The sequence below is a fragment of the Amycolatopsis sp. lyj-346 genome (assembly GCF_046548975.1).
In the GTDB taxonomy this organism is placed as follows: Bacteria; Actinomycetota; Actinomycetes; order Mycobacteriales; family Pseudonocardiaceae; genus Amycolatopsis.
In genome coordinates this window covers 12,703-35,514 of the sequence record NZ_JAJPWT010000005.1, presented here as the reverse complement: position 1 = coordinate 35,514, position 22,812 = coordinate 12,703, and the positions used below count along the sequence as shown (strand labels likewise).

The 22,812-nt window shown below is 72.4% G+C and carries 21 protein-coding genes; 12 read left to right on the top strand and 9 right to left on the bottom strand.

Going from position 1 to position 22,812, the window contains the following annotated elements; all coding sequences use genetic code 11:
- Positions 1-59 precede the first annotated feature (59 nt).
- The 5 genes from ACLJQE_RS17805 (at position 60) to ACLJQE_RS17785 (ending at position 4,406) form a co-directional block, all read left to right on the top strand.
- The gene (locus tag ACLJQE_RS17805) at positions 60-2,204 is read left to right on the top strand and encodes an ATP-binding protein (protein ID WP_410640360.1); all 2,145 of its coding nucleotides are present in this window, start codon (positions 60-62) and stop codon (positions 2,202-2,204) included.
- Complete coding sequence (locus ACLJQE_RS17800) at positions 2,201-2,635, top strand: roadblock/LC7 domain-containing protein (protein ID WP_043776520.1); 435 nt, start codon at positions 2,201-2,203, stop codon at positions 2,633-2,635. The genes ACLJQE_RS17805 and ACLJQE_RS17800 overlap by 4 nt, the downstream gene beginning before the upstream one ends.
- Positions 2,632-3,009, top strand: a complete 378-nt coding sequence (locus ACLJQE_RS17795) for a DUF742 domain-containing protein (protein WP_410640359.1) — start codon at positions 2,632-2,634, stop codon at positions 3,007-3,009. The genes ACLJQE_RS17800 and ACLJQE_RS17795 overlap by 4 nt, the downstream gene beginning before the upstream one ends.
- An 85-nt stretch (positions 3,010-3,094) precedes the next feature.
- Entirely contained in the window at positions 3,095-3,628 is a 534-nt protein-coding gene (locus tag ACLJQE_RS17790) for a GTP-binding protein (protein WP_410640784.1), read from the top strand.
- A 19-nt stretch (positions 3,629-3,647) separates the two neighbouring features.
- Positions 3,648-4,406, top strand: a complete 759-nt coding sequence (locus tag ACLJQE_RS17785; protein WP_410640783.1) for an MHYT domain-containing protein — start codon at positions 3,648-3,650, stop codon at positions 4,404-4,406.
- Here ACLJQE_RS17785 and ACLJQE_RS17780 read toward each other — a convergent pair.
- Both ACLJQE_RS17780 and ACLJQE_RS17775 read right to left on the bottom strand, forming a co-directional pair.
- Entirely contained in the window at positions 4,403-5,059 is a 657-nt protein-coding gene (locus ACLJQE_RS17780) for a PaaI family thioesterase (protein WP_410640358.1), read from the bottom strand. The two genes, ACLJQE_RS17785 and ACLJQE_RS17780, sit on opposite strands and share 4 nt — an antisense overlap.
- Before the next feature lie 97 nt (positions 5,060-5,156).
- Complete coding sequence (locus ACLJQE_RS17775; protein ID WP_410640357.1) at positions 5,157-5,693, bottom strand: ferritin; 537 nt, start codon at positions 5,691-5,693, stop codon at positions 5,157-5,159.
- A 56-nt stretch (positions 5,694-5,749) separates the two neighbouring features.
- Between ACLJQE_RS17775 and ACLJQE_RS17770 the strand changes: the two genes are divergently transcribed.
- Positions 5,750-6,499, top strand: a complete 750-nt coding sequence (locus tag ACLJQE_RS17770) for an SDR family NAD(P)-dependent oxidoreductase (protein WP_410640782.1) — start codon at positions 5,750-5,752, stop codon at positions 6,497-6,499.
- On the opposite strand, the gene ACLJQE_RS17765 is transcribed toward ACLJQE_RS17770, so the two are convergent.
- Entirely contained in the window at positions 6,477-7,121 is a 645-nt protein-coding gene (locus ACLJQE_RS17765; RefSeq protein ID WP_410640356.1) for a helix-turn-helix domain-containing protein, read from the bottom strand. The two genes, ACLJQE_RS17770 and ACLJQE_RS17765, sit on opposite strands and share 23 nt — an antisense overlap.
- A gap of 58 nt (positions 7,122-7,179) precedes the next feature.
- On the opposite strand from ACLJQE_RS17765, the gene ACLJQE_RS17760 reads away from it, so the two are divergent.
- The 3 genes from ACLJQE_RS17760 (at position 7,180) to ACLJQE_RS17750 (ending at position 9,674) form a co-directional block, all read left to right on the top strand.
- A complete protein-coding gene (locus tag ACLJQE_RS17760) occupies positions 7,180-7,803 on the top strand; it encodes a hypothetical protein (protein WP_410640355.1) in 624 nt (207 codons plus the stop codon).
- 231 nt (positions 7,804-8,034) lie between these two features.
- Positions 8,035-8,751 (top strand): SGNH/GDSL hydrolase family protein, encoded by a 717-nt coding sequence (locus tag ACLJQE_RS17755; RefSeq protein ID WP_410640354.1) that lies wholly within the window; start codon positions 8,035-8,037, stop codon positions 8,749-8,751.
- 11 nt (positions 8,752-8,762) lie between these two features.
- The gene (locus ACLJQE_RS17750; RefSeq protein ID WP_410640353.1) at positions 8,763-9,674 is read left to right on the top strand and encodes an alpha/beta hydrolase family esterase; all 912 of its coding nucleotides are present in this window, start codon (positions 8,763-8,765) and stop codon (positions 9,672-9,674) included.
- A 46-nt stretch (positions 9,675-9,720) separates the two neighbouring features.
- Here the strand turns inward: ACLJQE_RS17750 and ACLJQE_RS17745 are convergent, their stop codons facing one another.
- The 5 genes from ACLJQE_RS17745 to ACLJQE_RS17725 are packed head-to-tail and all read right to left on the bottom strand — an operon-like array spanning position 9,721 to position 15,227.
- Positions 9,721-11,844, bottom strand: a complete 2,124-nt coding sequence (locus ACLJQE_RS17745) for an alpha/beta hydrolase family protein (RefSeq protein WP_410640352.1) — start codon at positions 11,842-11,844, stop codon at positions 9,721-9,723.
- A complete protein-coding gene (locus ACLJQE_RS17740; RefSeq protein ID WP_410640351.1) occupies positions 11,841-12,947 on the bottom strand; it encodes an alpha/beta hydrolase family protein in 1,107 nt (368 codons plus the stop codon). Before ACLJQE_RS17740 ends, ACLJQE_RS17745 begins: the two co-directional genes overlap by 4 nt.
- Before the next feature lie 20 nt (positions 12,948-12,967).
- Complete coding sequence (locus ACLJQE_RS17735; protein WP_410640350.1) at positions 12,968-13,957, bottom strand: transporter; 990 nt, start codon at positions 13,955-13,957, stop codon at positions 12,968-12,970.
- On the bottom strand, positions 13,954-14,835 hold the full coding sequence (locus tag ACLJQE_RS17730; protein WP_410640349.1) for an ABC transporter ATP-binding protein: 882 nt from the start codon (positions 14,833-14,835) through the stop codon (positions 13,954-13,956). The genes ACLJQE_RS17735 and ACLJQE_RS17730 overlap by 4 nt, the downstream gene beginning before the upstream one ends.
- Positions 14,832-15,227, bottom strand: a complete 396-nt coding sequence (locus ACLJQE_RS17725; RefSeq protein WP_410640348.1) for a GntR family transcriptional regulator — start codon at positions 15,225-15,227, stop codon at positions 14,832-14,834. The genes ACLJQE_RS17730 and ACLJQE_RS17725 overlap by 4 nt, the downstream gene beginning before the upstream one ends.
- Positions 15,228-15,402: 175 nt before the next feature.
- Between ACLJQE_RS17725 and ACLJQE_RS17720 the strand changes: the two genes are divergently transcribed.
- The 3 genes from ACLJQE_RS17720 to ACLJQE_RS17710 all read left to right on the top strand — a co-directional run bounded on the left by ACLJQE_RS17720 (position 15,403) and on the right by ACLJQE_RS17710 (position 19,687).
- A complete protein-coding gene (locus ACLJQE_RS17720) occupies positions 15,403-16,929 on the top strand; it encodes an alpha/beta hydrolase (RefSeq protein ID WP_410640347.1) in 1,527 nt (508 codons plus the stop codon).
- A 246-nt stretch (positions 16,930-17,175) separates the two neighbouring features.
- Positions 17,176-17,868 carry a hypothetical protein gene (locus ACLJQE_RS17715; protein ID WP_410640346.1) on the top strand — a complete coding sequence of 231 codons (693 nt, stop codon included), beginning with the start codon at positions 17,176-17,178 and terminating at the stop codon, positions 17,866-17,868.
- Between the two features lie 241 nt (positions 17,869-18,109).
- Positions 18,110-19,687: a DNA polymerase Y family protein gene (locus ACLJQE_RS17710; protein ID WP_410640345.1), complete on the top strand. Its 1,578-nt coding sequence runs from the start codon at positions 18,110-18,112 to the stop codon at positions 19,685-19,687.
- A 49-nt stretch (positions 19,688-19,736) separates the two neighbouring features.
- On the opposite strand, the gene ACLJQE_RS17705 is transcribed toward ACLJQE_RS17710, so the two are convergent.
- Positions 19,737-22,604 (bottom strand): BTAD domain-containing putative transcriptional regulator, encoded by a 2,868-nt coding sequence (locus ACLJQE_RS17705; protein WP_410640344.1) that lies wholly within the window; start codon positions 22,602-22,604, stop codon positions 19,737-19,739.
- Between the last annotated feature and the right edge of the window lie 208 nt (positions 22,605-22,812).

Here is a 22,812-nt window from a genome sequence, read left to right as displayed (position 1 = left end):
GTCGTTCCGTCGCCTCCTGGAATCCCGGCAGCTGGCGGTTGCGCACCAAGATCTCCGTTGTGCTGTTGCTGCCCGTGCTGGTCGCCCTGCTGCTGGCGGGCGGCCGGGTGCAGGCCGAGCTCGACCGGGCCGGCGGGCTCAGTGCCGTTCGCGACCAAATGCCGGTCGTGCAAGGGATTTCCGAACTCGCCGGGCTGGCCGACGACGAGATGATCCACGACGGCGGAGCCACCCAGACGGCGGCGGTCGACGAGAAAGCCGCCGTCGTCCGCCGCGACGCCGCCTTTTCGCAGCTCAAGCCGGAGTTGTCGCGATCATTGGAAGATCAGCTGGGTAAATTGGCCGACCTGCGGCAGCAGACCGGTTCGACCGCCGCGAAAACCGCGGCTTACCACGACTTCACGGTCGCGCTGAGCGAAGTGATCGCCGGGATCGTCGAGCAGGCCGGAAATGGTGATCTCGACGCGTTGGCCGCGACCGCCGAATCACTGGTGCAGCTGCGGACCAGCCTCGCCGGTCAACAGGCATTGGCCGGCCGGTCCGAAGGCACGTCCGCGGCGGCCGCCGGGCGCGCCGCGGCCGAGGAAACCGTACTCACCGGGCAGATCCGGCGCGCGCTGCCCGCCGGTGCCGCGGCCGCCCGGTTCGCCGCGGCGACCAGTACCGGCGCCGGGGGCGCCGAGGCGAAGCGCGCGATGCTCGGCACCATCCTCGCCGAGCAGGTGAAAACGCTTTCGGACGCGGTCGGCGCGCAGACCAACACCGCCCGCTCCGACGCGCTGCGCGACACCGCGCTGGTGATCGCCGCGCTCCTCGGCGCCCTCGCCATCGCCCTCGCCGTGGCCCGGTCGGTGGTCGCCCCGATCCGGCGGCTGCACGCCGCCGCGCTCGACACCGCGCGCCGCCGCCTGCCCGGCACGGTCGAACGCATCCGCGAGGGCGAGGACGTCGACTGGCGGGCGACCGCGCCGATCCCGGTGGACTCCGAAGAGGAGATCGGGCAGCTCGCGCGGGCCTTCGACGACATGCACCGGCAGGCGGTGCGCCTGGCCGTCGGCGAGCAGGCCGAGATGCGGATCCAGGTCAGCGAGATGTTCATGACGCTGTCCCGGCGCAGCCAGTCGCTGGTGGAGCTGCAGCTGTCGGTGATCGAGGACCTGGAAGCCGACGAGCAGGACCCGCAGCGGCTGGCCGAGCTGTTCCAGATCGACCACATCGCCACCCGGCTGCGGCGCAACGGCGAGAACCTGCAGGTCCTCGCGGGCGGCAAGCCGGTGCGCCGCGACGTCGGGCCGGTCGCGACGGTCGAGCTGCTGCGGGCCGCGACGTCGGAGGTCAAGGACTACCAGCGCGTCTCGCTCGGCAACGCGCCGCGCGGGTCGGTGCAGTCCGAGGCCGCGGCCGACGTCGTGCACATCCTCGCCGAGCTGCTGGAGAACGCCATCCGGTCGTCCCCGCCGGAGGAGCAGGTCGTGCTCACCGCCGACCGGGGTTTCGACGGCGGCCTGCTGATCGAGGTCGTCGACGTCGGGCTCGGCATGACCCGCGAAGACCTCGATGCGGCGAACGCCCGGCTGGCCGCCGGGGCCGCGGTCAGCCCGGAGACCACCCGCCGGATGGGCTTGTTCGTGGTCAGCAGGCTGGCCGCGTCGCACGGGATCACCGTCCGGCTGCGGCCGACGACCACGCGGACCGCGAGTGCCGGCATCACCGCCAGCGTGCACGTCCCCGGCGTGCTGATCCTGGTCGACCTGCCGGCCCGGACGGTCCCGCCCGTGCCGCCGGTCAACGGCACCGCCCGGCACGAGCTCGAACCGCGGTGGCCCGCCGAAGAACCGCCGCCGGTGGCCGTGGCGGACCCGCCGACGCCGATCTTCGACCAGATGCTGTCGCACTGGTTCGCGGAAACCCCGGCGACCCCGGCCCGGCCCGGTGCCTGGGCGACGCCGTCCGACCAGGTCCGCCAGGCCGCGGAAGCCGCGGTCGGCACCCTCGACGACGCCGAGTTCACCGACTCGGGGCTGCCGGCCAGGACGCCGGGTGCGCAGCTCGCGCCCGGTTCGGTCGCCCCGCGGGCGACCGAACCGCCGGACACGTCCTTCCGCGACCCGGCCGCGGTGCGGAGCAACCTTTCCCGGCACTACAGCGGCATGCGCGCGGCCCGGCACCGGGTCGCGGGCGAACCGGAGGCGGAGCAGCGATGAGCACCCGGCAGGAAGGAGCGGAAGTGGCCGAGAGGTCCCGGAACTGGCTGGTTTCGGCGTTCACCCAGGAGGTTCCCGGTGTCGCGCACGCCGCACTGGTCTCGGCGGACGGGCTGCTCGTGGCGGCGAACGAAACCCTGCCGCGCGACCGCGCCGACCAGCTCTCGGCGATCGCGTCCGGCCTCTCCAGCCTCGCGCTCGGCACCGCCGACCTGTTCACCGCGGGGCGGGTGGTGCAGTCGGTGATCGAGATGGAGCAGGGCTTCCTGCTGCTGATGAACGTCGGCGACGGCTCGAACCTGGTGGTGCTGGCCAACCCGGGCTGCGACATCGGGCTGGTGGGCTACGAGATGACGTTGCTGGTGGACCGGGTCGGGAAGGTGGTCGAGACCCCGGCTCGGCCGGCGGCCGCCCCGGGGGCGGCCCGGTGACCGAAGGCCGGCGACGCGAGGGCGGGCGGCACACGGCGTCGCTGGCCCGGCCCTACGCCTGGACCGCCGGTCGCACCCGGCCGACGGTCGACCTGGCGGTGGAAGCCCTCGTGGAGACGACGGCGGAGGGCCGTGCGGCGCCCTTCAGCCCGACCAACCCCCTGGCGGTGGTGACGCAGCTGTGCCTGCACCAGCGGTCGGTGGCCGAGGTCGCCGCCCACCTGGGTGTGCCACTCGGCGTGGCCAGAGTGCTCATCGGCGACCTGCTCATCGCCGGCCAGGTGTCGATCCGCGACACGCTCACCGCGGACGCCTCCTGGGACGAACGGAACGACCTGCTCGAAAGGGTCCTCAGTGGACTACGTGCGCTCTGACAGTGTTGCCCAAAGCGGTGTTGCCGACAGCAACGGCTCCCAAGGCCGTGCCTCGAAAAGCCGGATCACCTCGGCGAAGATCGTCGTGGCCGGCGGGTTCGGGGCCGGCAAGACGACCTTCGTCGGTGCCGTCTCGGAGATCGCCCCGCTGCGGACCGAGGCCCTCATGACGTCCGCGGGAGTCGGCGTCGACCGGACCGAAGCGGTGCCGGGGAAGGTCGCCACCACGGTCGCGATGGACTTCGGCAGGCTCACCCTGGCCGAAGACCTGGTGCTCTACGTGTTCGGCACGCCCGGCCAGCACCGGTTCTGGTTCATGTGGGACGACCTCGTCTGCGGCGCGGTGGCGGCGATCGTCCTGGTGGACACGCGCCGGCTGGCGGATTGCTTCGCCTCGATCGACTTCTTCGAATCGCGCGGCCTGCCGTTCCTGGTCGCCATCAACCAGTTCCAGGACACCCGCCAGCACGGGCCCGAGCAGGTGCGCGAGGCCCTCAAGATCCCGCCCGCGGTGGAGGTCGTCACCTGCGACGCGCGCTCGCCGGAGTCGACCAAGCGGACCCTCATCGCCGCGGCCGAGCACGCGCTCGCCGAGCACCACGCCCCCAGAAAAGCTTGAAGGAGCCCGGAAAATGCCCATGGACCACGAAGACTTCGCGATGGGCAACTGGCTCGTCGTCCTCGCCTACCTGACCTCGGTGGTGGGCTGCGCCCTCGGCTTGGCCTGCACGCTGCAGGCGCGGTCCACCGACAGCCCGCGGGCCCGGCTGACCTGGCTGGTGCTCGCGGCGGTGTCCATCGGCGGCGTCGGCATCTGGGTCATGCACTTCATCGCGATGCTCGGGTTCGCCACGCCGGGACTGCCGGTGCGGTACGACATCCTGCGCACCGCGCTGTCGGCCCTCCTGTCGGTGGTGGCGGTGTTCTGCGGGCTGCTGGTGTTCGGCGTCCGCAACCGGTTCGCGTGGCGGCGGCTGCTGCTCGGCGGGCTGCTGACCGGGCTCGCGGTGGCCGTCATGCACTACACGGGGATGTGGGCGGTCCAGGTCAAGGGCACGATCGGCTACGACCCGACGCTGGTGGTGCTGTCGGTGGTCATCGCCGTCGTCGCGGCCACGGCGGCGCTGTGGTTCACGGTCGGGCTGGACAAGCTCCTGCCCCGGCTGGCGGCGGGCCTGGTGATGGGCGCGGCGGTGACCGGCATGCACTACACGGGCATGGCGGCGGTGCGCCTGCACCTGGACCCGGGGGCGCCCGACCCGGCGGGCACGGAGGTGTTCTCGTTCCTGTTCCCGGTGTTCGTACTGGCCGCGCTGGCGATGGCGATCCCGATCTGCGCGGTCCTGATGGCGACGTCGAGTTCGGAGGCGCCCCGGCACACGACGGTCGCGTCCTAGTCTTTCGGGGACTTCGGGGACTTCGGGGACTTCGTGGCGACGGGGAACCGGCCGGCGTCGAAGTGGACGAGGACGGCCGTCGCCGTGGCGCAGACGACGTCGCCCGCCTTGAGCTCGCCGGTGGCGTGGAGCTTGCGGCCGTCGCGGCGGACGAGCCGCCCTTCGGCGGTGAGCGGCACGGCGTACGGCGTCCCGTGGTGGTAGTCGACGGTCAGTGACGCCGTCATGCCCGGGAAGCCGGCCGCGGCGGTGGCGCGGCCGAGCACGTGGTCCAGGACCGCGGCGACCCAGCCGCCGTGCACCCGCCCGGGCGGTCCTTCGTGCGCGGCACCAAGGAGGACGTCGGCGCAGACCGATTCCGGTCCCACCCGCACCCACGACAGCGGCGGCGCCAGGGGGTTCCCCGGTCCTTCCAAGGGGTTGTTGATGCTCAGGTGACCCCCGCCGTCGAGGGCGGCGAGCAGCAACGGCCGCGCGCCGCCGGCCGCGCGAAGCGCCTCGGTGACGGCTTCGACCCGGCGAGCCGCGGCGGCGAGATCGGCTTCGTCGTCGCGCACGCAGACGGAGGCTTCGATCAGCTCGCGGATCCGGGAACCGAGCAGCGCCCGCCCGGGCGGTACGCCGTCGACGATCGGAAACGGGTTTTCGGACATCGCGCTCCCCGGGCCCGGAACTAGAACACGTTTCACCCTAGCAGCAGCACCCGGAGGGCACTTTCACGTGAAAGCTCAGCGTCGGCGGACGCCGGGGTCACAGCTTGCCGCCCGCGACCGGGGGCATGTCCGGGGCGTCCTCGACCTCCGTGGCTGCCTCGCGGAACAGGTGGTTCTCCACCTCGAACAGGTTGCCGCCCGCCCGCTCGACCACGGTGAGCAGCGTGGACATCTGCGCCACCTCCTCCACCTGCTCCTTGAGGAACCAGTGCACGAACTGCTCGCCGGGGTAGTCCTCCGCCGCCCGCGCGGCCTTGGCCATCGCTTCGATGGCGGCGGTGACCGTGCGTTCCTGCGTCACGGCCAGCTCGATCGCTTCGTGCACGCTCGAAAAGTCGTTCCGCACTTCGTCGCTGCCCGGGATGGCCACCGGCTCGTCGCGGTCGAGCAGGTAGCGCACCATCGCCAGCGCGTGGTTGCGTTCCTCGATCGCCTGCCGGTAGAAGCGCTTGGCCAGCCGGGGCAGGTCGCGCGCGTCGAACCAGACGGCCAGGGCGATGTACTGCTGGGCGGCGGTGAACTCGTGGCGGATCTGCGTCTGCAGCAGTTCGGCGAACTTCCGGGTTTTGGCCATGCCCCACAACCTACGACGGATCCGGCGCGCGCAGCTACGATCGGCGCGTGACCACCCTGCCCGACCTGTCCGGCACGATCGCCTGCGTCACCGGCGCTTCCGGGGTGATCGGCCGCGGGATCGCGCTCCGGTTCGCCGAAGCGGGCGCGGCCGTGGCGGTGCACCACCGCCGTCCCGGCTCGGCGGACGAGGTCGTCGAGGCGATCGAAGCCGCGGGTGGCCGGGCCCGTGCGTTCACCGCCGAGCTGACCGACGACCACGCGTGCCACACGCTGCTCGACGCCGTCGCGGACTGGGGCGGCCGGCTCGACGCGCTGGTGAACAACGCCGGCATCCAGCCGGTCGAAGCCCTCGGCGAGCTGACGACGCAGCGCTGGCGAGCGATGCTCGACGCGACCCTGACGAGCGCGTTCTCCTGTACCCAGGCCGCGGCCCGGCTGATGGGCGACGGCGGGAGCGTCACGCACATCGCCTCGATCGAGGCCCGGCAGCCCGCACCCGGGCACGTCCACTACAGCGCGGCCAAGGCGGCGCTGGTGATGCACGCCCGCGGCGCGGCGCTGGAGTACGGGCCGCGCGGGATCCGCGTCAACACGGTGTCGCCCGGCCTCATTTCACGCCCGGACCTGGCGGAGGACTGGCCGGAGGGCGTCGAGCGGTGGCAGCGGACGGCCCCGCTGGGCCGGCTGGGCACCCCGGCCGACGTCGGCAACGCGTGCGTGTTCCTGGCCTCGCCGCTGGCGTCCTGGATCACCGGCCACGACCTCGTCGTCGACGGCGGTGTCACCGCGCACCCGACCTGGTGACCCGGTTCCCCGGCCGCTCGTCGAGCAGGGTCCGGACCAGCACTTCGGCCCACCAGCGCTCGACCTGCGCCGGCGACCAGCCGCGTTCGACGGTGAACGTGGTGTAGACGTCGATGTTGCACAGGCCCGCGTAGCTGTCCACCGCGGTCGGCAGGTCCGGCCGCAGCGTGCCCTCCGGCCAGGAGGTGAACACCTGGACGCGTGTCTGGTCGGCCGTCTTCCGGGCTTCCCGGTAGACGGCCGCCAGCTCGGGCTCGGTGCGGCCCGCTTCGCGGACCAGCGCGATGAGGTCGCCCGCCCGCTCGAACAGGCGCCGGTCGAAGGCGGCCATCGCCGCCAGCTGGGCGGCGGGTGCCGAGGTGGCCTCCAGTTCGCCGAGCAGGCGCGGCAGGTCGGCGGTCAGGTCCGCCGCGTCGGCCAGTGCCCGGACCAGGCCCGTCTTGTTCCGGTACGCCGCGTAGACGGTCGGGACCGAGACCCCGGCCTCCCGCGCCACGTCCCGGACCGTCGTGGCCGCCCAGCCCTGGGCGACGAACAGCCGGCGGGCCGCTTCGGCGATGTCCGCGCGGGTTCGCTGCGCCTGCTCCAGCCGGCGCAGTGAGTCGTAACGCCGCTCTCCCACAGCCTCCCCTTCGCTGGTTATATTGAATATAGCATCCGTAAAGTCAAAGGGGACGATCATGGGTTTCACCGTGCCGGCCGGTCTGGGTGGCCTCGGGTTCGTGCTGCTGGCCGTCGTGGTCAACGTCATTTACCTCCGGGCCCGGCTCCCGATGCCGGGTGCGAACTCCGGCGACGCCGCCCGGGCCTTCGTGGCGTCGGGCGACGTGCTCAAGCAGGCTTCGGTGCTGGTGCCGGCGACCTGGCTGGGCACGACGGTCTTCGCGGCCGGGCTGCTTTCGGTCCTGCCGGGCCCGTGGGCGCTGACCGGGTTCGCGGGCGTGCTGCTGCAGAACGCCACGTTCGCGGTCGTGGAGGCCCTGCGGTTCGGGGTGGCCGCGGCGGCGCGCGACGGCGGCCCGGTGGCGGGACTGTGGGGGTTCAGTGCCGTGCTCTTCGGGTTCAACCAGCTGTTCCTGGCCATCGCGCTGCTCGGCTTCTCCGTGGCGGGGGCGCAGGCGGGGTTCTTCGCCGGCTGGCACGTCTGGCTCGGGTACGTCAGCGCCGCGCTGTTGTTCGTCTCCGCGTCGGCGGCGCCGTACCACGTCGACGGCACCAACCGGCTCGCCCCCATCGGGCTGGCCGGCTGGCTGGGCTGGGCGACCTGGGTCGTCGCCGGTGGCGTCACCCTGCTGGCGCACTGAGGCGACCAACTCGTCCACAATGGACCGAATACATCGCCGGGCGTGACCGGTCCGTCATCGACCGTTGTCCTTGGGCGGCGCGCGGGTTTAAGCTGTGTCAAGAATCGAATGTTATCGCTAACAGAACAACGAAAGTTTCGAGAATTCTTCGAATTTCGGATTCGATGGCGAAAGTTTCGGGCGCCACCGGCTCACTTCTGCCTGTCCCCAGGAGGTTCTGTGAAATCCCCGATGAAGAGGTTACTGGCCGCCGCGGCGGCTTTGGCGATCGCGTTCACCGGCCTGACCGGGGTCGCCGCCGCCGAGTCGAACGGCGGTGTGCGGATCATGCCGCTCGGCGACTCCATCACCCACGGCACCGGCGTGCCCGGCGGGTACCGGATCGGCCTGTGGCAGCGCCTGGCCGCGGGCCGCTACACCAACGACTTCGTCGGCTCGCAGTTCAACGGCCCCGGCAGTCTTTGGGACCACGACCACGAAGGGCACCCCGGCTGGCGCATCGACCAGATCGACGCGAACGTCGCCGGCTGGATGCGGACCTACAACCCGCGCTCGGTGCTGCTGCACATCGGCACCAACGACGTGCTGCAGAACTACAACGTCGCCGGTGCGCCCGGACGGCTGTCGGCGCTGATCGACCACCTCACCGCGGCCGCCCCGAACGCCGACGTGTTCGTCGCGCAGCTGATCCCGATCGGGTGGGCGAGCGGGGACGCCGCCGTGCGGACGTTCAACAACGCGCTGCCGGGGATCGTGCGGAGCAAGGTCAACGCCGGCAAGCGCGTGCACCTGGTGAACATGCACAGCGCGGTGTCCACCGCCGACCTCCCCGACGGCGTCCACCCGAACGCCGCCGGCTACGACAAGATGGCGGCCGTCTGGTACAACGCGCTGCGGTCGGTCCCGGGCAGCATCGGCAACCCGCGCACGGCGGTCGGTGCGGCGTGAGGGGAGGCGCGGTGAAACGCCTGCTCGGGGTCCTGCTGGCCCTGGTGGTCATGGTCACCGGCCTGGCTGCGCCCGCCCAGGCGGCGGCACTGACCCGGGTGACGAACTTCGGCAGCAACCCGACGAACCTGAACATGTACGTCTACGTCCCCGACCGGGTGGCGGCCAGGCCGGCCCTGCTGGTGCTGGTGCACTACTGCGGCGGCTCGGCGAGCTCGGTGTTCGGCTGGAACGGCAAGGACTACGTCACCGCGGCCGACCGGTACGGGTACGTCATGGTGCTGCCGGAAGCGACCCGCAGCGAGAAGTGCTTCGACGTCTCGACGCCGAACGCGCTGCGGCGGGGTGGTGGCGGCGACTCGACCGGGATCATGTCCATGGTCGCCTACGCGAAGTCCCGCTACAACGTCGATCCGGCGCGGGTCGTCGTCAGCGGGTTCTCGTCCGGGGCGATGATGACGAACGTGCTGGCCGCCCAGTACCCCGACGTGTTCGCCGCGGGCTCGGCGTTCTCCGGCGTGCCCGCCGGGTGTTTCGCCACCACGAACGGCTCGCTGTGGAACAGCACCTGCTCGGGCGGGCGGTCGATCAAGACCGCGCAGCAGTGGGGTGACCTGGCCCGCTCGATGTACCCGGGCTACACCGGCCGCTACCCGCGGATGCAGCTGTGGCACGGCACCACCGACACGACGCTGGCGTACCCGAACTTCGGGGAAGAGCTCAAGCAGTGGACGAACCTGAACCGGTTGAGCCAGACCCCGGCGTTCACCGACCACCCGCAGCCGTCGTGGACGCGCACCCGGTACGGCAACACCGGCACCCAGGCCACGGTGGAGGGTGTCAGCATCGCCGGCGTCGGGCACTCCCTGCCGATGACCGGCCAGCTGGCGTACGCGATTTCGTTCCTCGGCCTCGACCGCTGACGGCGGCGGGAAGCGGCACCCCCAGTGCCGCTTCCCGCCACTCCGTTCACCGGCAGAAGGAAACTTCCGGGTAGCCCGGCTGGTCGAGCACCGGCCGCGGCTCACCCCGCAGGTGCTGGTCGAAGAACGCGTTCACGTACGTCCGCGTGATCTCCTGGGCCCGCACGGCCGTGCCCTTCGCGCCGAAGTCGACGCCGAATTCGTCCCCGACCAGCCCGACGTCGGTGAACGACGCGTGCTGCGTGCCCGCCACCTCGACCCAGCGCTTCCACCCGGTCATCTGCGCGTAGTCCCGCTCCCACTCCACGTTCCCCGGCGCGCACTTCGGCACCTGTTCGTGGTTGACGAACATGAACGGCCGCGACAGCCCCGGTGCGGTGAGCGGGAGCTCGGTCTTCCCGTCGATGTCGATCCCGGCTTTGATCCGGTGGTCGGCGACCATGGCGGGGATGGTGCTCGCGCCACCCATGGAGTGCCCGGCCATGCCGATCCGGGAACCGTCGATCAGCGGGCCCCACTTCTTCGACCGCGTCAGCGAGTCCAGGACGAACGAAACGTCCTTCGCCCGGCCCAGCTCCAGCTTCTGCCAGAACGCGCTCTGGTGCGGGACTTCGCAGGACGCGCATCCGGCGAAGTGCCCGTCCGGGAAGCTCTGCCCGGCGTTCTCGTAGGTGTGGCCGACCACCGCGACGGCGTACCCGTGGCTCGCCAGGTCCTCGGCCAGCGCGGAGAGCGTGGCGCGGGGTTTGGTGTAGCCGGGGGACAGCACGACCAGCGGCAGGCCGCGGCCCGCCGGCCGCGCGTCGGCGACCGAGTTGGTCACCATCCCGGCGAGCGTGCCGGACGGCAGGCCGCTGCCGTCGAGCAGCGCCGCCGACTCCGCCGGCGTCAGGTACCGCGTCTTCGGCCCGCTCGCCGAAGCGGCCGGGTAGAAGAGGGAAACCATCAGCTCGCGGTAGGGCACCGACGGCACCCACGGGTCCGGGCGCGAAGTGTCCTTGAGGTGCACCGATGTGCTGCCCACCGGCCGATCGCCGGTCGGGGCGGGCAGGTACGGCGTCGACGTCCGGGCGAAGGCGACCTCCGGGTACCGCGGGGACGGCTGATCCAGCAGCGGCTGCGGCTTGCCGCGCAGGTGCTGGTCGAAGAACACCCGGACGTACGCCGCGGTGATCGCCTGGCCGCGCACGGCCGGGGTGGTCGCGCCGAAGTCGAGGCCGAGCTGCTCACCCACCAGGCCGATGTCGGTGAACGACGGGTGCACCACGCCGGCCACGGTGAGCCAGCGCTTCCAGCCCGTCAGCTGTTTCCAGTCGGCGTCCCAGGTGGCGGACTCGTCGCCGGTGCCGGGGGCGTACAGGCTCTGGCGGCCGAGGAAGAGGAACGGCCGGTCGAGGCCGGGGGCGAGCAGGGGATCGCTCTGCGTGCCGTCCACGTCGATCCCGGCCTTGATCCGGGGATCGGTCACCATCGTGTTCACCGTGCTCGTGCCGCCGACGGAGTGCCCGGCCATGCCGATCCGGGCACTGTCGATCAGCGGCCCCCACTTCTTCGACTGCGTCAGCGAGTCCAGCACGAACGACACGTCCTTCGCCCGGCCGCGCTGCAGTTTCTGCCAGAACTCGACGGTGTAGCTGCCGCAGGCCGCGCAGCCGGTGACCCGGCCGTCGGGGAAGGTGGTGGCCACGTTCTCGTAGGTGTGGTCGACCAGGACGACCAGGTAGCCGTGGCTCGCCAGGTCTTCGGACAGCGAGGTCAGCTCGGCGCGCGGCCGCTTGAAGCCGGGGGACAGGACGACGGCGGGCAGGCCACGCCCGGCCGGCCGCGCGTCGACGACGGCGTCGGTGCGGACCGTCGTCAGCACCGAAGGCGGGATGCCCTCGATGCCGGCCTCGTCGAAGACGGCCTTCGCTTCGGCTTCGGACATGAACTGCTTCTTCGGCCCGGTGGCGGAACTCGCCGGGTAGAAGAGGGAAACCATCAGTTCGCGGTAGGGCACCGACGGCACCCACGGATCGGGCCGCGAGGTGTCCTTGAGGTGCAGGGCGGTCGTGCCGACCGGCCGGTCGCCGGTCGGTTCGGCCAGCGCGAGGGCCGGGTCCGCCGAAGCGGACGGCGCGGTCAACCCGAGGGTGAGCGCGGTGACGACCACGAGGCTCTTGATGCTCATCCGATGAAGGTCACTTCCGGGTAGGCGGGCGAGGGCGCGGCCATCAGCGGCTGCGGGCGGCAGCGCAGGTGCAGGTCGAAGAAAGCGCTTACGTAGTTCCGTGTGACGGCCAGCGCGCGGTACGGGTCGATCGCATCGCCGAGGTCCACCCCCAGCTGGGTGGCGAGCACGCCGAGGTCGGTGAACGACTGGTGCACGGTGCCGGACACCATCAGCCAGCGCTTCCAGCCGGTGAGGTGCGTCCAGTCGGTTTCCCAGTCGTCGTACGGGCCCGGCGCGCCCGGCGTGTAGTAGTCCATGCTGCCCAGGAACAGGAAGGGCCGCGAGAGCCCCGAAGCCGGGATCGGGACGTGGACGCTCCCGTCGATGTCGGCCCCGGCGCGGATGCGCGGGTCGGCCAGCATCGCCTGGGTGGTGACCGCGCCGCCCGCGGAGTGGCCGGTCATGCCGATCCGCTGCGGGTCGATCAGCGCACCCCAGTTCGAGCGCAGCAGCTCGTCGAGCACGAACGACGTGTCCTTCGACCGGACCTGCGCGAACTTCTCCCAGAACCCGGGCAGGTCGTCGACCTCGCAGGCGGCGCAGCCGGTGACGTGGCCGTCGGGGAAGGTGGTGGCGCGGTTTTCGTAGGTGTGGTCGATCGCCGCGACGGCGTACCCGCGGCTGGCGAGGTCCTCGGCCAGTGCGGTGAGCGTCGCCCGGGGCTGGGTCCAGCCCGGGGACAGCACGACCAGCGGCAGGCCGTGCCACCGCCCGGCCGGCTTCGCGTCGACGACGGCGTTCGTCCGTACCGTGCTGAAGACCTCCAGCGGCAGGCCGGGGATGTTCTGCCGCTCGAGGTTGAGCCTCGATTCGAGCGGGGTCATGTACTGCTTCTGCGGCCCGTTCGCCGAGGCCGCCGGGTAGAAGACGGAGACCATCAGCTCCCGGTAGGGCACCGAAGGCACCCACGGATCGGGCCGCGAAGTGTCCTTGAGGGACAGTGCGGTGACGCCGACGGGCTGGTGCCCGGTCGGGCGGGGCAGGTAGGGCGTCGTGGCCGCCGAGGCGGGTGACGCGGACAGGGTGAGTGACAAGGCGGTGGCTACCGCGAGAGTGCGCATGATTCCCCCAGCCGGAATCGTCAGGACAGGTGGCGGAGACGGCGGAAGCAGAACCAGGTGAGCAAGGTCGTCATGGCGAGGTAGAGCGCCAGTTCGAGCCACTGCAGCGGCCAGAACCGGGAACCCGGCTGGAAGGTCAGCCGCTGCTGGTAGCCGTGGGTGCCCAGCTGCGCCATGCAGACTTCGAGGCTGCCGCGCGACGGCGGGCCCGCCTCGCGGTTCGGTCGCGGAACGCAGGTCTGCACGAAGTCGGGCAACGGGGAGATCACCGTCCCGGCCGGGTCCACGGTTTCGTTCGTCAGCACCCAGGCGCCGGCCGGGTTCCGCACCCCGATCTCCAGGACGGCACCGGTGTCGTCGCCGGTGATGTTCGTGATGTTCTTCCCGGTGATCGCGACCAGCTCGGTCTGCGGCGGGAGCAGGTACGGGCGCACGAAGGCCGGGACCAGCAGCAGCACGGCGGCGAGCGTGACGAGCGTGACGGCCATCGCGGCCACCGTCCGCCGCAGCAGCATCCCCACCGCGACGCCGAGGACGAGCGCGAAAGCCGCGTAGCCGATCGGGACGAGGCCGCGGGCACCGAACACCACCGGCGCCATGCGGGACAGCATGCCGCGGTCGGTCTGCAGCGCGGCCAGCGCGTCGATCGGGCTCGCCCACCAGCTGACCGCCAGGCTCAGTACCCCGGCGGCGAACATTGCGGCGAGGATCCCGAACCCGAGCTTGGTCGTGAGCCACCGCTTGCGCGTGACGGTCTGGTTCCACACGAGGCTGTGCGTGCCGCTCTCCAGTTCACGCGTGACCATCGGGACGCCCCAGAACACGCCGATCACCGCGGGCAGCAGGTACAGCACCAGGATGGTCCCGCCGAAGAGGGTGTCCTGGTCGGAGAAGTTCGTGCGGCCCACCAGATCCGGCCCGGTGATCGCGAGCACGACGGCGAGCGCGATCAGAGCGGCGAACACCGACAGCGCGGGCATGCGGAACTGGCGCCAGGTCAGCCAGGTCATCGGAGGACCTCCAGGGCGGGGCGGGCGGCGGTGGGGTTGCTCATGTACTCGAGGACGAGGTCCTCCAGGCCGAGCTGCCCGACCGTCCACGAGGGATCGAGGATCGGTGCCTCGGTGCGGATCAGGACGGTGGTCTGGCGGTCGGTGTGCTTCGCCGAGACGACGTGCTGGTCCGACGGCAGCGTGTCGAGGTCGCGGCGCGGGCCGGAGAGCCGGTGGTGCGTCGCGAGCAGCGTCTCCACCTCGCCGATCACCCGGACCTGGGAGTCCACCAGCACGACGAGGTGGTCGCAGACCCGCTCGAGGTCGTTGATCAGGTGCGAGGACATCACCACGGACAGCCCGTGCTCGGCGACGGCCTCCATGAGGTCCTGCAGGAACTCCCGGCGGGCCAGCGGGTCCAGCGCCGCGACCGGCTCGTCGAGCAGCAGCAGTTCGGGACGCTTGGCGATGCCGATCGTGAGCGCCAGCTGGGCGCGCTGGCCGCCCGACAGCTTGCCGGCGTGCTGCTTCGGGTCCAGCCCGAGCCGTTCGATGCGCTTTTCGGCCAGCGAAGCGTCCCAGCCCGGGTTGAGGTGGGCGCCGAGCCGCAGGTGCTCCTCGATGGACAGTCCACTGTAGACAGGCGTGTTCTGTGCGACGTACCCGACCTTGGCCAGCTGCTCCGGGCCGCTGCCCGGCACCCCGCCGCACACCTCGATCGTGCCGGTCGTCGGCTCCAGCATGCCGGCCGCGATGTTCAGCAGCGTCGACTTGCCCGCGCCGTTGGGCCCGACGAGCCCGGTGACGTGGCCGGGCTCGATCTCCAGCGTGCAGCCGGAAAGCGCCTGCTTGCGCTTGTACTTCTTGCCCAGTCCCTGGGCGCGGAGGACGGTCACGCTATTCCCTCTCTGGCGGAGTCGCGAAACGTGGACATCAGCAGGGCCTCGATGCTCTCTTCGTCGAGACCGGCCCTGCGGGCCTTGCCCAGCCAGCGGCGCAGGTCCTGCCGCAGCGGCCCGAGCACGGCGAACGAGGCGCCGCCGTTCAAGGTCGCCGTCACGAACGTGCCGACGCCGGGGCGGGCCGAGACCAGGCCGTCGTGCTCCAGTTCGCGGTAGGCCTTCAGCACGGTGTTCGGGTTGATCGCGAGGCTCGCGACCACGTCCTTGACCTTCGGGAGCTGGTCTCCCTCGGACAGCAGGCCGAGGCGCAGCGCGTGCCGCACCTGCTGGACCAGCTGCTGGTACGGCGACAGGCCGGACCTCGCGTCCAGGTGGAACTCGATCATCGGCAACTCCATTTATCTAGTTACCTAGCACTATAGCTAAGTAGCGTCAGTGCGGCCAGTGATCTTTTCCGGCAGCCGGAGCCAACCGGACCACGGCTGCGACGTCTGTGGAGGCGAAGTGATCGTTTCCTCTCCGAAGGGACTTTTCGTGCGTCGATTTTCTGGGGGAGGCATCGTGCGCGGCGTGGTCGCCGCACTCGGTGTCTCGATGGCCGTTGCCGCGGCACCGGCCGTCGCATCCGCGGCACCGGCCGCCATCGACAGCGTGCCGACGCCGCAGCTGAGCTGGACCGGCTGCGCCGACGGGTTCCAGTGCGCCAAAGCCTCGGTGCCGCTGGACTACGACCGGCCGTCCGGCGCGAAGATCGATCTCGCGCTCATCAAACTGCCCGCCACCGATCCCCAGCACAGGATCGGCTCCCTCTTCGTCAACTTCGGCGGCCCGGGCGCATCCGGCCTGCAGCGGCTGCGGGAACGCGGCAAGTGGCCTTGGTTGTTCTCCGACGAGCTGCGCGCACGGTTCGACCTGGTCTCCTGGGACCCGCGCGGCATCGCCAACAGCACGGCGGTCCGCTGCTTCGACTCGCTGGCCGAACAGCAGGCCTTCTTCGGGTCGTTCCCGGAAATGCCGGGTGACCCGAGCGGCAACGCGGCCTTCTACGCCAAGTCGAAGGAACTCGCCGACCGCTGCTCGGCCAAGGCGGGCCCGATCCTCGAGCACGTCTCGACCGCCAACACCGCCCGCGACCTGGAAATGCTGCGCCGCGCCGTCGGCGACCCGAAGCTGAACTACCACGGCATTTCCTACGGGACACAGCTCGGAGCGACCTACGCGAACCTGTTCCCGAACCGCATCCGGGCCATGGTGTTCGACGGCACCATGGACTTCATCGGCAACTCGACCGGCCAGAACGGCAACGGCAAGAGCGTGCCGCTGGACACCCGGCAGGACGTCGCGACCGGCATCGCCCAGACCTTCGAACAGTTCCTGCGGCTGTGCACCGAAGCGGGCCCGAAGTGCGCGTTCTCTTCGGGCGACCCGAAAGCGAAGTGGGCGGCCCTCGCGGCGCGCGCCAAGCAGGCCCCGATCGTCAGCGACGGCGAGACGTGGACCTACTCGGGCATCATCAACACGGCGGCCGACCTGTCCGACCCGCGGGGCTGGGCGGACATCGCCGCACTGCTGCAGCGGCTCTACGACGCCCCGGCCACCCCGCCCCTGCGTACCGCCACCGCGGTGGCCGGCGAGCAGTACACCTCGAACCGGACCGAGTCGTTCAACGCCATCCAGTGCTCCGACAGCGACGTGCCCACCGACCCGGCGATCTACAGCCGCTACGCCGAGTCCGAGGACCGGCGCGTGCCGTACTTCGGCCGGATCGCGGTGCTGGACATGATGAGCTGCGCGTTCTGGAAGGCGAAGGACGCCGACCGCTACACCGGCCCGTGGAACCGCCCGACGTCGGCGGAGATCCTCGTGCTGAACAACCGCTACGACCCGTCCACCCCGCTGCACGGCGCCCGCGACGGCGCCGCGGAACTGGCGCGGGCCCGCGTGTTCGTGACCGAGGGCTACGGCCACTCGTCGATGTACGTGGCGAGCACGTGCACCGAAAAGGTCAAGCGGGACTACCTCGTTTCGGGGACCTTCCCGGCCGCGGGCCAGACCTGCGGCATCGACGCCGGCCCGTTCGCGGGCTGATCGGCGCGGGCCTCACCGGCGACGGTGAGGCCCGCGGCCCACGGCCTCGCGCCGCTGGGCGACGACCCTGCGCACAGGCGACGTGCGGTACCTCACGGCGTCCTCCCCCGGCGGTGGCTCCCGGCTTGACAGCGGGCCGCCACGTCTCGCACTATGCGAACAAGTGTTCGATGATTGTTCTGGGTTCGCCCGCGGGTCCGCGCGGGTGTCTCCGGTACGAGTACGTGGTGCTGGAGGTGAGCGGCGGTGGCGGTGCCGGAGGCGCTGGCCGGGCTCACGGCCATCCCGGGCGTCCGCACGGCCGCGCAGCTGCGTGAACCGGCGCCGGACGCGGGCCACGGGGAACTGCTGGCGGTGCTGCCGGAGCTGGCCGGCCTGCTCCCCGGCGGCGGGCTGCGGCGCGGCAGCACGGTCGCGGTGCGCGGAGCGACCTCGCTGGTACTGGCCCTCCTCGCGGCGGCGACCCGCAACGGTTCCTGGGCGGCGGTGACGGGCCTGCCGGAGCTGGGCCTGGCCGCGGCGGCGGAACTCGGCGTCGACCTGGAGCGCCTCGCGCTGGTGCCGAACCCGGGCGCGGAGCTGGTGGCGGTGCTGTCGGCCCTGGTCGACGGGTTCGACCTGGTGGTCCTCGGCCCGGCACCGGTGCCGCCGCAGACGGCCCGCCGGCTGGCGGGCCGGGTCCGGAACCGGGGAACGGTCCTGCTGACGGCGGGCTCGTGGCCGGGAGCGGACCTGGAGCTGACGGTGTCGGGCCGCCGCTGGCACGGCCTCACCCAGGACGGCCACGGCCACTTGAGAGCCCGCGACGTGGTGGCAACGAGCCGGGGCCGCGGAGCAGCGGCACGGCCATCGACGGTGGGACTCCAGCTGCCGGGCCCAGAAGGGGCGACGACGGCCGGTGGAGCGCCGGGGCGGCAGTTGGCTGGGGTGGCTGGGTGAGCCGCGGCGGGTGGGGTGTCGTGCGGGGTTGCCGGTCGGCGGTTGGCCGGGTATGCCCCGGCGGGTGGCTGGCCGGGGCACCGGTCGGGGTGGCCGGTGAGCTCGGCGTGGCATTGGATGCCGGGCCGGCGGGGTCGGGGCGCGTGGTGAGCGCGGTGCCGAACCGGTTCGAGCGCACCCCGGATCGGGACTTTCCCGCGAGGTTCCCGGGTGCGCACCGGCGGCAGGCGCAGGCTGCCGGATGACCGATGCGCCACGGTTGCTCGTGCTGTGGTGTCCGGACTGGCCGGTCGTCGCCGCCGGGGCGGCTGCCGGTACTCCGGCCACCTCGCCCGCCGCCGTTTTCTCCGGGAATCGGGTGGTGGCCTGCTCCGCTTCCGCGCGGCACCACGGCGTCGGACGGGGGATGCGGCGCCGGGACGCCCAATCCCGGTGTCCGGGACTCGTTGTGCACCAGCACGATCCCGATCGCGATGCCCGGCTGTTCGAACCCGTGGCCGCCGCCGTCGAAGGGCAGGCCGTCGGGGTTGAGGTCGTGCGGCCCGGGCTGGTCGCCGTGCCCGTCGACGGGGCCGCCGGGTACTTCGGCGGGGAGGCCGCCCTCGCCGAACTGCTCATCGACGAAGTGGCCGCGCGGGCCGGGGTCGAGTGCCAGGTCGGGGTCGCCGACGGGCTGTTCGCCGCCACCCTCGCCGCCCGGCGGGCCGCGCTCGTCCCGCGTGGCCGGACCGGGGAGTTCCTCGCGCCGCTCTCGATTGCCGAGCTGAACCAGCCGGGGGACGACCGCGGGGAGCTCGTCGACCTGCTCCACCGGCTCGGGCTGCGCACCCTCGGCGCGTTCGCCGCGCTGGCCGAACGCGACGTCGCCGGCCGCTTCCCGAAAGCCGCCGTCGCCGCCCACCGGCTCGCCAGGGGCCACTCCGAACGCCCGCCGCTGCGCCGCGCCCTCCCGCCGGACCTGGCGGTCACCGAAACCTTCGAAGAACCACTGCAAAGAATCGACGAAGCCGCCTTCGTCGCGAAGACCCTCGGCGAACGCTTCTTCGCCGGGCTCGCGAACCACGGCCTTGCCTGCACCCGCCTGGCCATCGTCGCCGTCACCGAAGCCGGCGAAGAACGCGTGCGCGTCTGGCGGTGCGCCGAACCCCTCACCGCCCGTTCGACGGCCGACCGCGTGCGGTGGCAGTGCGAAGGCTGGCTCACCACGCGGGACCGGCCCACCGCCGGCATCGTCCGGCTGCGCCTCGACCCCGAAGAGGTCGTCGGCGGCCAGGCCCTGCAGCTGCAGCTCGGCTCGGTGGGCCGGGACGCCGACGCCGCCGAACGCGCCGGCCGCGCCCTGGTCCGCATCCAGGGCCTGCTCGGCCCGGACGCGGTCGTCACCCCCCTGCTCGACGGCGGCCGCGGCCCGGCCGAACGCGTCCGGCTCATCCCGTGGGGCGAGCCGCGCCGTCCGCTCGCCGCGGACCGGCCGTGGCCGGGACGGCTGCCCGCGCCGTCGCCGGCGCTCGTGCCGCCCCGGCCGGTGCCGGCCGAGGTGCGCGACGCGGTCGGCGACGTCGTCCGCTGCACCGCGCGCGGCGAGCTCGGCTACCCGCCGTCGACGGTCGCCGTCGACGGGGGACCGCCACGCCGGGTCATCGGCTCGGCAGGCCCGTGGGTGGTGCACCCGGCCCTGCCCGGCCGCCGCGGCGAGCGGCCCCTCGCCAGGGTCCAGGTGGTCCTGGAAGGCGACACCGCGGACGGCGACATCGCACTGCTGCTCAGCGCCACCGTCGGTGATAATCCACAGTGGACTGTCGAGGGCTGCTACGACTAGACGTGGACGGCTCTTTCATGTCGTCGGACCAGCCGCCGCCAGGAGACCGTCAGCCGCCTGCTGCTTCGAGGGCGGTCTGGACCTCTTCGGCACGGTCGGGGAGACCGACGGCTCGCCACAGCTCGACCGCCAGGCTCAGGTGGTGCCGGGCCGCGGCCGGGCTGCCGTGTTCGCTCTCCAGCTCGCCCAGCTGCTGACGGCACGCCGCCTCGTTGCTGCGGTCGCCGTTGAGGCCGAACACGTGCGCCGCGCGCTGGAGGGCCGACTCCGCGCGGGACCGGTCGCCGAGCTCCGCGTAGATCGCGCCGAGGCGCTGGTCGGTGTAGGCGCCGCAGCGCTCGTCGCTGATTTCGTTGAAGATCGTCAGCGCTTCGGTGAGGTCGCGCAGCGCGGCCGGGGTGTCGCCGGTGCCCAGGTGGTACCGGCTGAGCGTGCGGAGGATCACCGCCTGCCGGTGCCGGTCGCCGAGGTGCCGGGCGATCCGCAGGCCGTCCTCGATCCACCGGCCCGCGTCCTCGGCGCCCTGTTCGAAGCCGATGATGCCGATGGCCGCCCGGATCTGGGCTTCCGCGTGCCGGTGCCCGGCGGCCACCAGGTGGGTCAGCGCCTCCTTGTCGACGGTCAGCGCCGCGTCGAGTTCGCCGCGGACGCGGTGCACCGTGCCCAGGCTCGCCAGCGCGAGCCCTTCGCCGCGCCGGTCGCCGATGGCCTGGTACAGCTTCGCGCACCGGTACAGGTCTTGCCGGGCTTCGGTCATTTCGTCGAGGTAGATGTGCACCTGGCCGAGTCCCTGCAGCAACGCCGCTTCGCCGTGGGTGTTGCCGGCCGCGACGACGGCTTCCCACGCGACCTGGTGGCTGCGGTTCCAGTCCTGGTAGAGGCTGCGGTGGTCGTAGTACGGCACCGCGGCGACCGCCAGCTCCCAGGCCAGTTCGTCCAGGCCCCATTCGGCCGCGAGCCCGATCGCCCGCAGCAGCGTCCCGCGTTCGGCGTCGAACCAGGTGATGGGGTCGACGACCGGGTAGTCCGGGGCCCGGCGCGGTGCGTGGCCCGGCGTCGGCCGGAAGAGGCTGGGGTAGCACAGGTCACGGGCTTGCTCGGCGAGGGCGAGCCAGGCGGCGAGGACCCGCTCCACCGCCGCCCGGCGCTCCTCGACCGGGTAGCACTCCTGCGCGCCTTCCAATGCGTAGGCACGCAACAGGTCGTGCAGCCGGTACCGCGGCTGGCCGGCCCGGTCGGTCGTCACCAGGCGCACGAGGTAGGCGTCGACCAGTGCGTCGAGCACGTCGTCGCCGGCCGGGCGGCCGAGGAGCGGGCCGATCACCCATGCGGGGAGCGTTTCCGCGCCCAGCAGGCCCAGCAGCCGGAACGCCCGGACGGCTTCTTCGGGCAGCAGGCGCAGGCTCAGGTCGAAGTTGGCCCGCACGTCGAGGTCGCCGACCCGCAGCTCGCGCAGCCGCCGGGACTCGTCCTCCAGCCGGTCGCGCAGCACCTGCAGCGTCCACGCCCGCCGCCCGGCGAGCTTCGCCCCGGTGATCCGGATGGCCAGCGGAAGCCGTCCGCACAGCCGGACGATCGCGTCGGCAGGCTCCGGTTCCCGCTCGACGCGCTCCGCCCCGGCGATGCGGGCCAGCAGGCTGCGCGCGTCTTCCGCGGACAGCACGTCCAGTTCGACGTGCTCGGCACCGGCCAGGTCCGCCAGCCGGTGCCTGCTCGTGATCACCACCGCACAGCCGCCGGACGGCGGCAGCAGCGGCCGCACCTGCTGGGCGCCGGCGGCGTCGTCGAGCAGCACCAGCATGCGGCGCTCGGCCAGCCGCGACCGGTACAGGGCGGCTCGTTCGTGCAGGCCGGGCGGCATGACCGCGTCCGTGACGCCGAGCGCGCGCAGCAGTTCGGCCAGCATCATCGCCGGGTCGCGGGGCACGTCGGAGGTGCCGGCGAGGTCGAGGTAGAGCTGGCCGTCGGGGAAGGAGTCGCGTGCGTCGTGGAGTGCTCGCACGGCGAGCGCCGACTTCCCGGTCCCGGGCGCGCCGGCGACGACCACCACCCGGCGCTCGGCCAGCAGGTCCAGCAGCTCGCCCAGCGGCCCGGCCCGGCCGGTGAAGTCCGGGATGTCCGCGGGCAGCTGGGCGATCGGCCGTGGCTCCCCGGTCGCGGTGACCAGGTCGAGCGCGGGATCGGCGCGCAGGATCTGCGCGTGCACGCGCTGCAGGCCGTGCCCGGGGTTGGCGCCGAGCTCCTCGGCCAGCAGGCGCTGGATGCCGTGGAACACGGCGAGCGCGTCGCCTTGGCGGCCGCTGCGGTAGAGCGCGAGCATCAGCAGCTCCCGCGCGCGTTCGCGGTACGGGTGCTCGTCGGCGAGCCGGGACAGCTCGGGGATGGCCAGCGCGTGCTCCCCGCGCAGCAGATCGAGCTCGGCGAGGTCCTCCAGCGCGCCGAGGCGGTACTCGTCCAGCCGGGCGCGCTCGGTGGCGGCCGCGGGGGTGTCGATGCCGCTGAAGGCGGGCCCCCGCCACAGCGTCATCGCCGCGGCGAGGTGCTGCCGGGCGGCGGTCAGGTCGCCGTCGCCGCGGGTTTCCCGCGCCCGGGCGAGCCGGGACGCGAACTGCGCGCTGTCGAGCTGGCCGGGGGCCACCCGCAGCAGGTACCCGGTCCCCACGGTCTGCAGCGAGCCGTCGTCGAGGTCGAGCGACCGGCGCACCTCGCCGACGTACTTCTGGACGAGGTTGACCGCGCTCCTCGGCGGCTTCCCGCCCCAGGCGCCTTCGATGATCTGTTCGCGGTCCACCTGCTGGTTCGCGTGCAGCAGCAGCACCCCGAGCACCCGCCGGCACTTGCCGGAACCCACCTCGACTTCAGCCGCGCCGTGCCAGGCCGCGACCGGCCCGAGCACGCCGAACCGAACACCAGGCATGCGAACGCCCCCTCCCGTCGGCGAGCGTACCTCCGACCGGCCACGTTCCGTAAGACTGCAGCGTGGCTGCAGTGAACGCTGCCAGGCTCGCCGTCGTCGGCCGGGCACGTGCCGGCGGGAGGGGGAGCCACGATGGGAGATCGCACGCAGGTGCGCCGTGCCGGGGCGGGAGCCGGCACGTGGTCATCGAGCCGCCCGGCGTGATCCC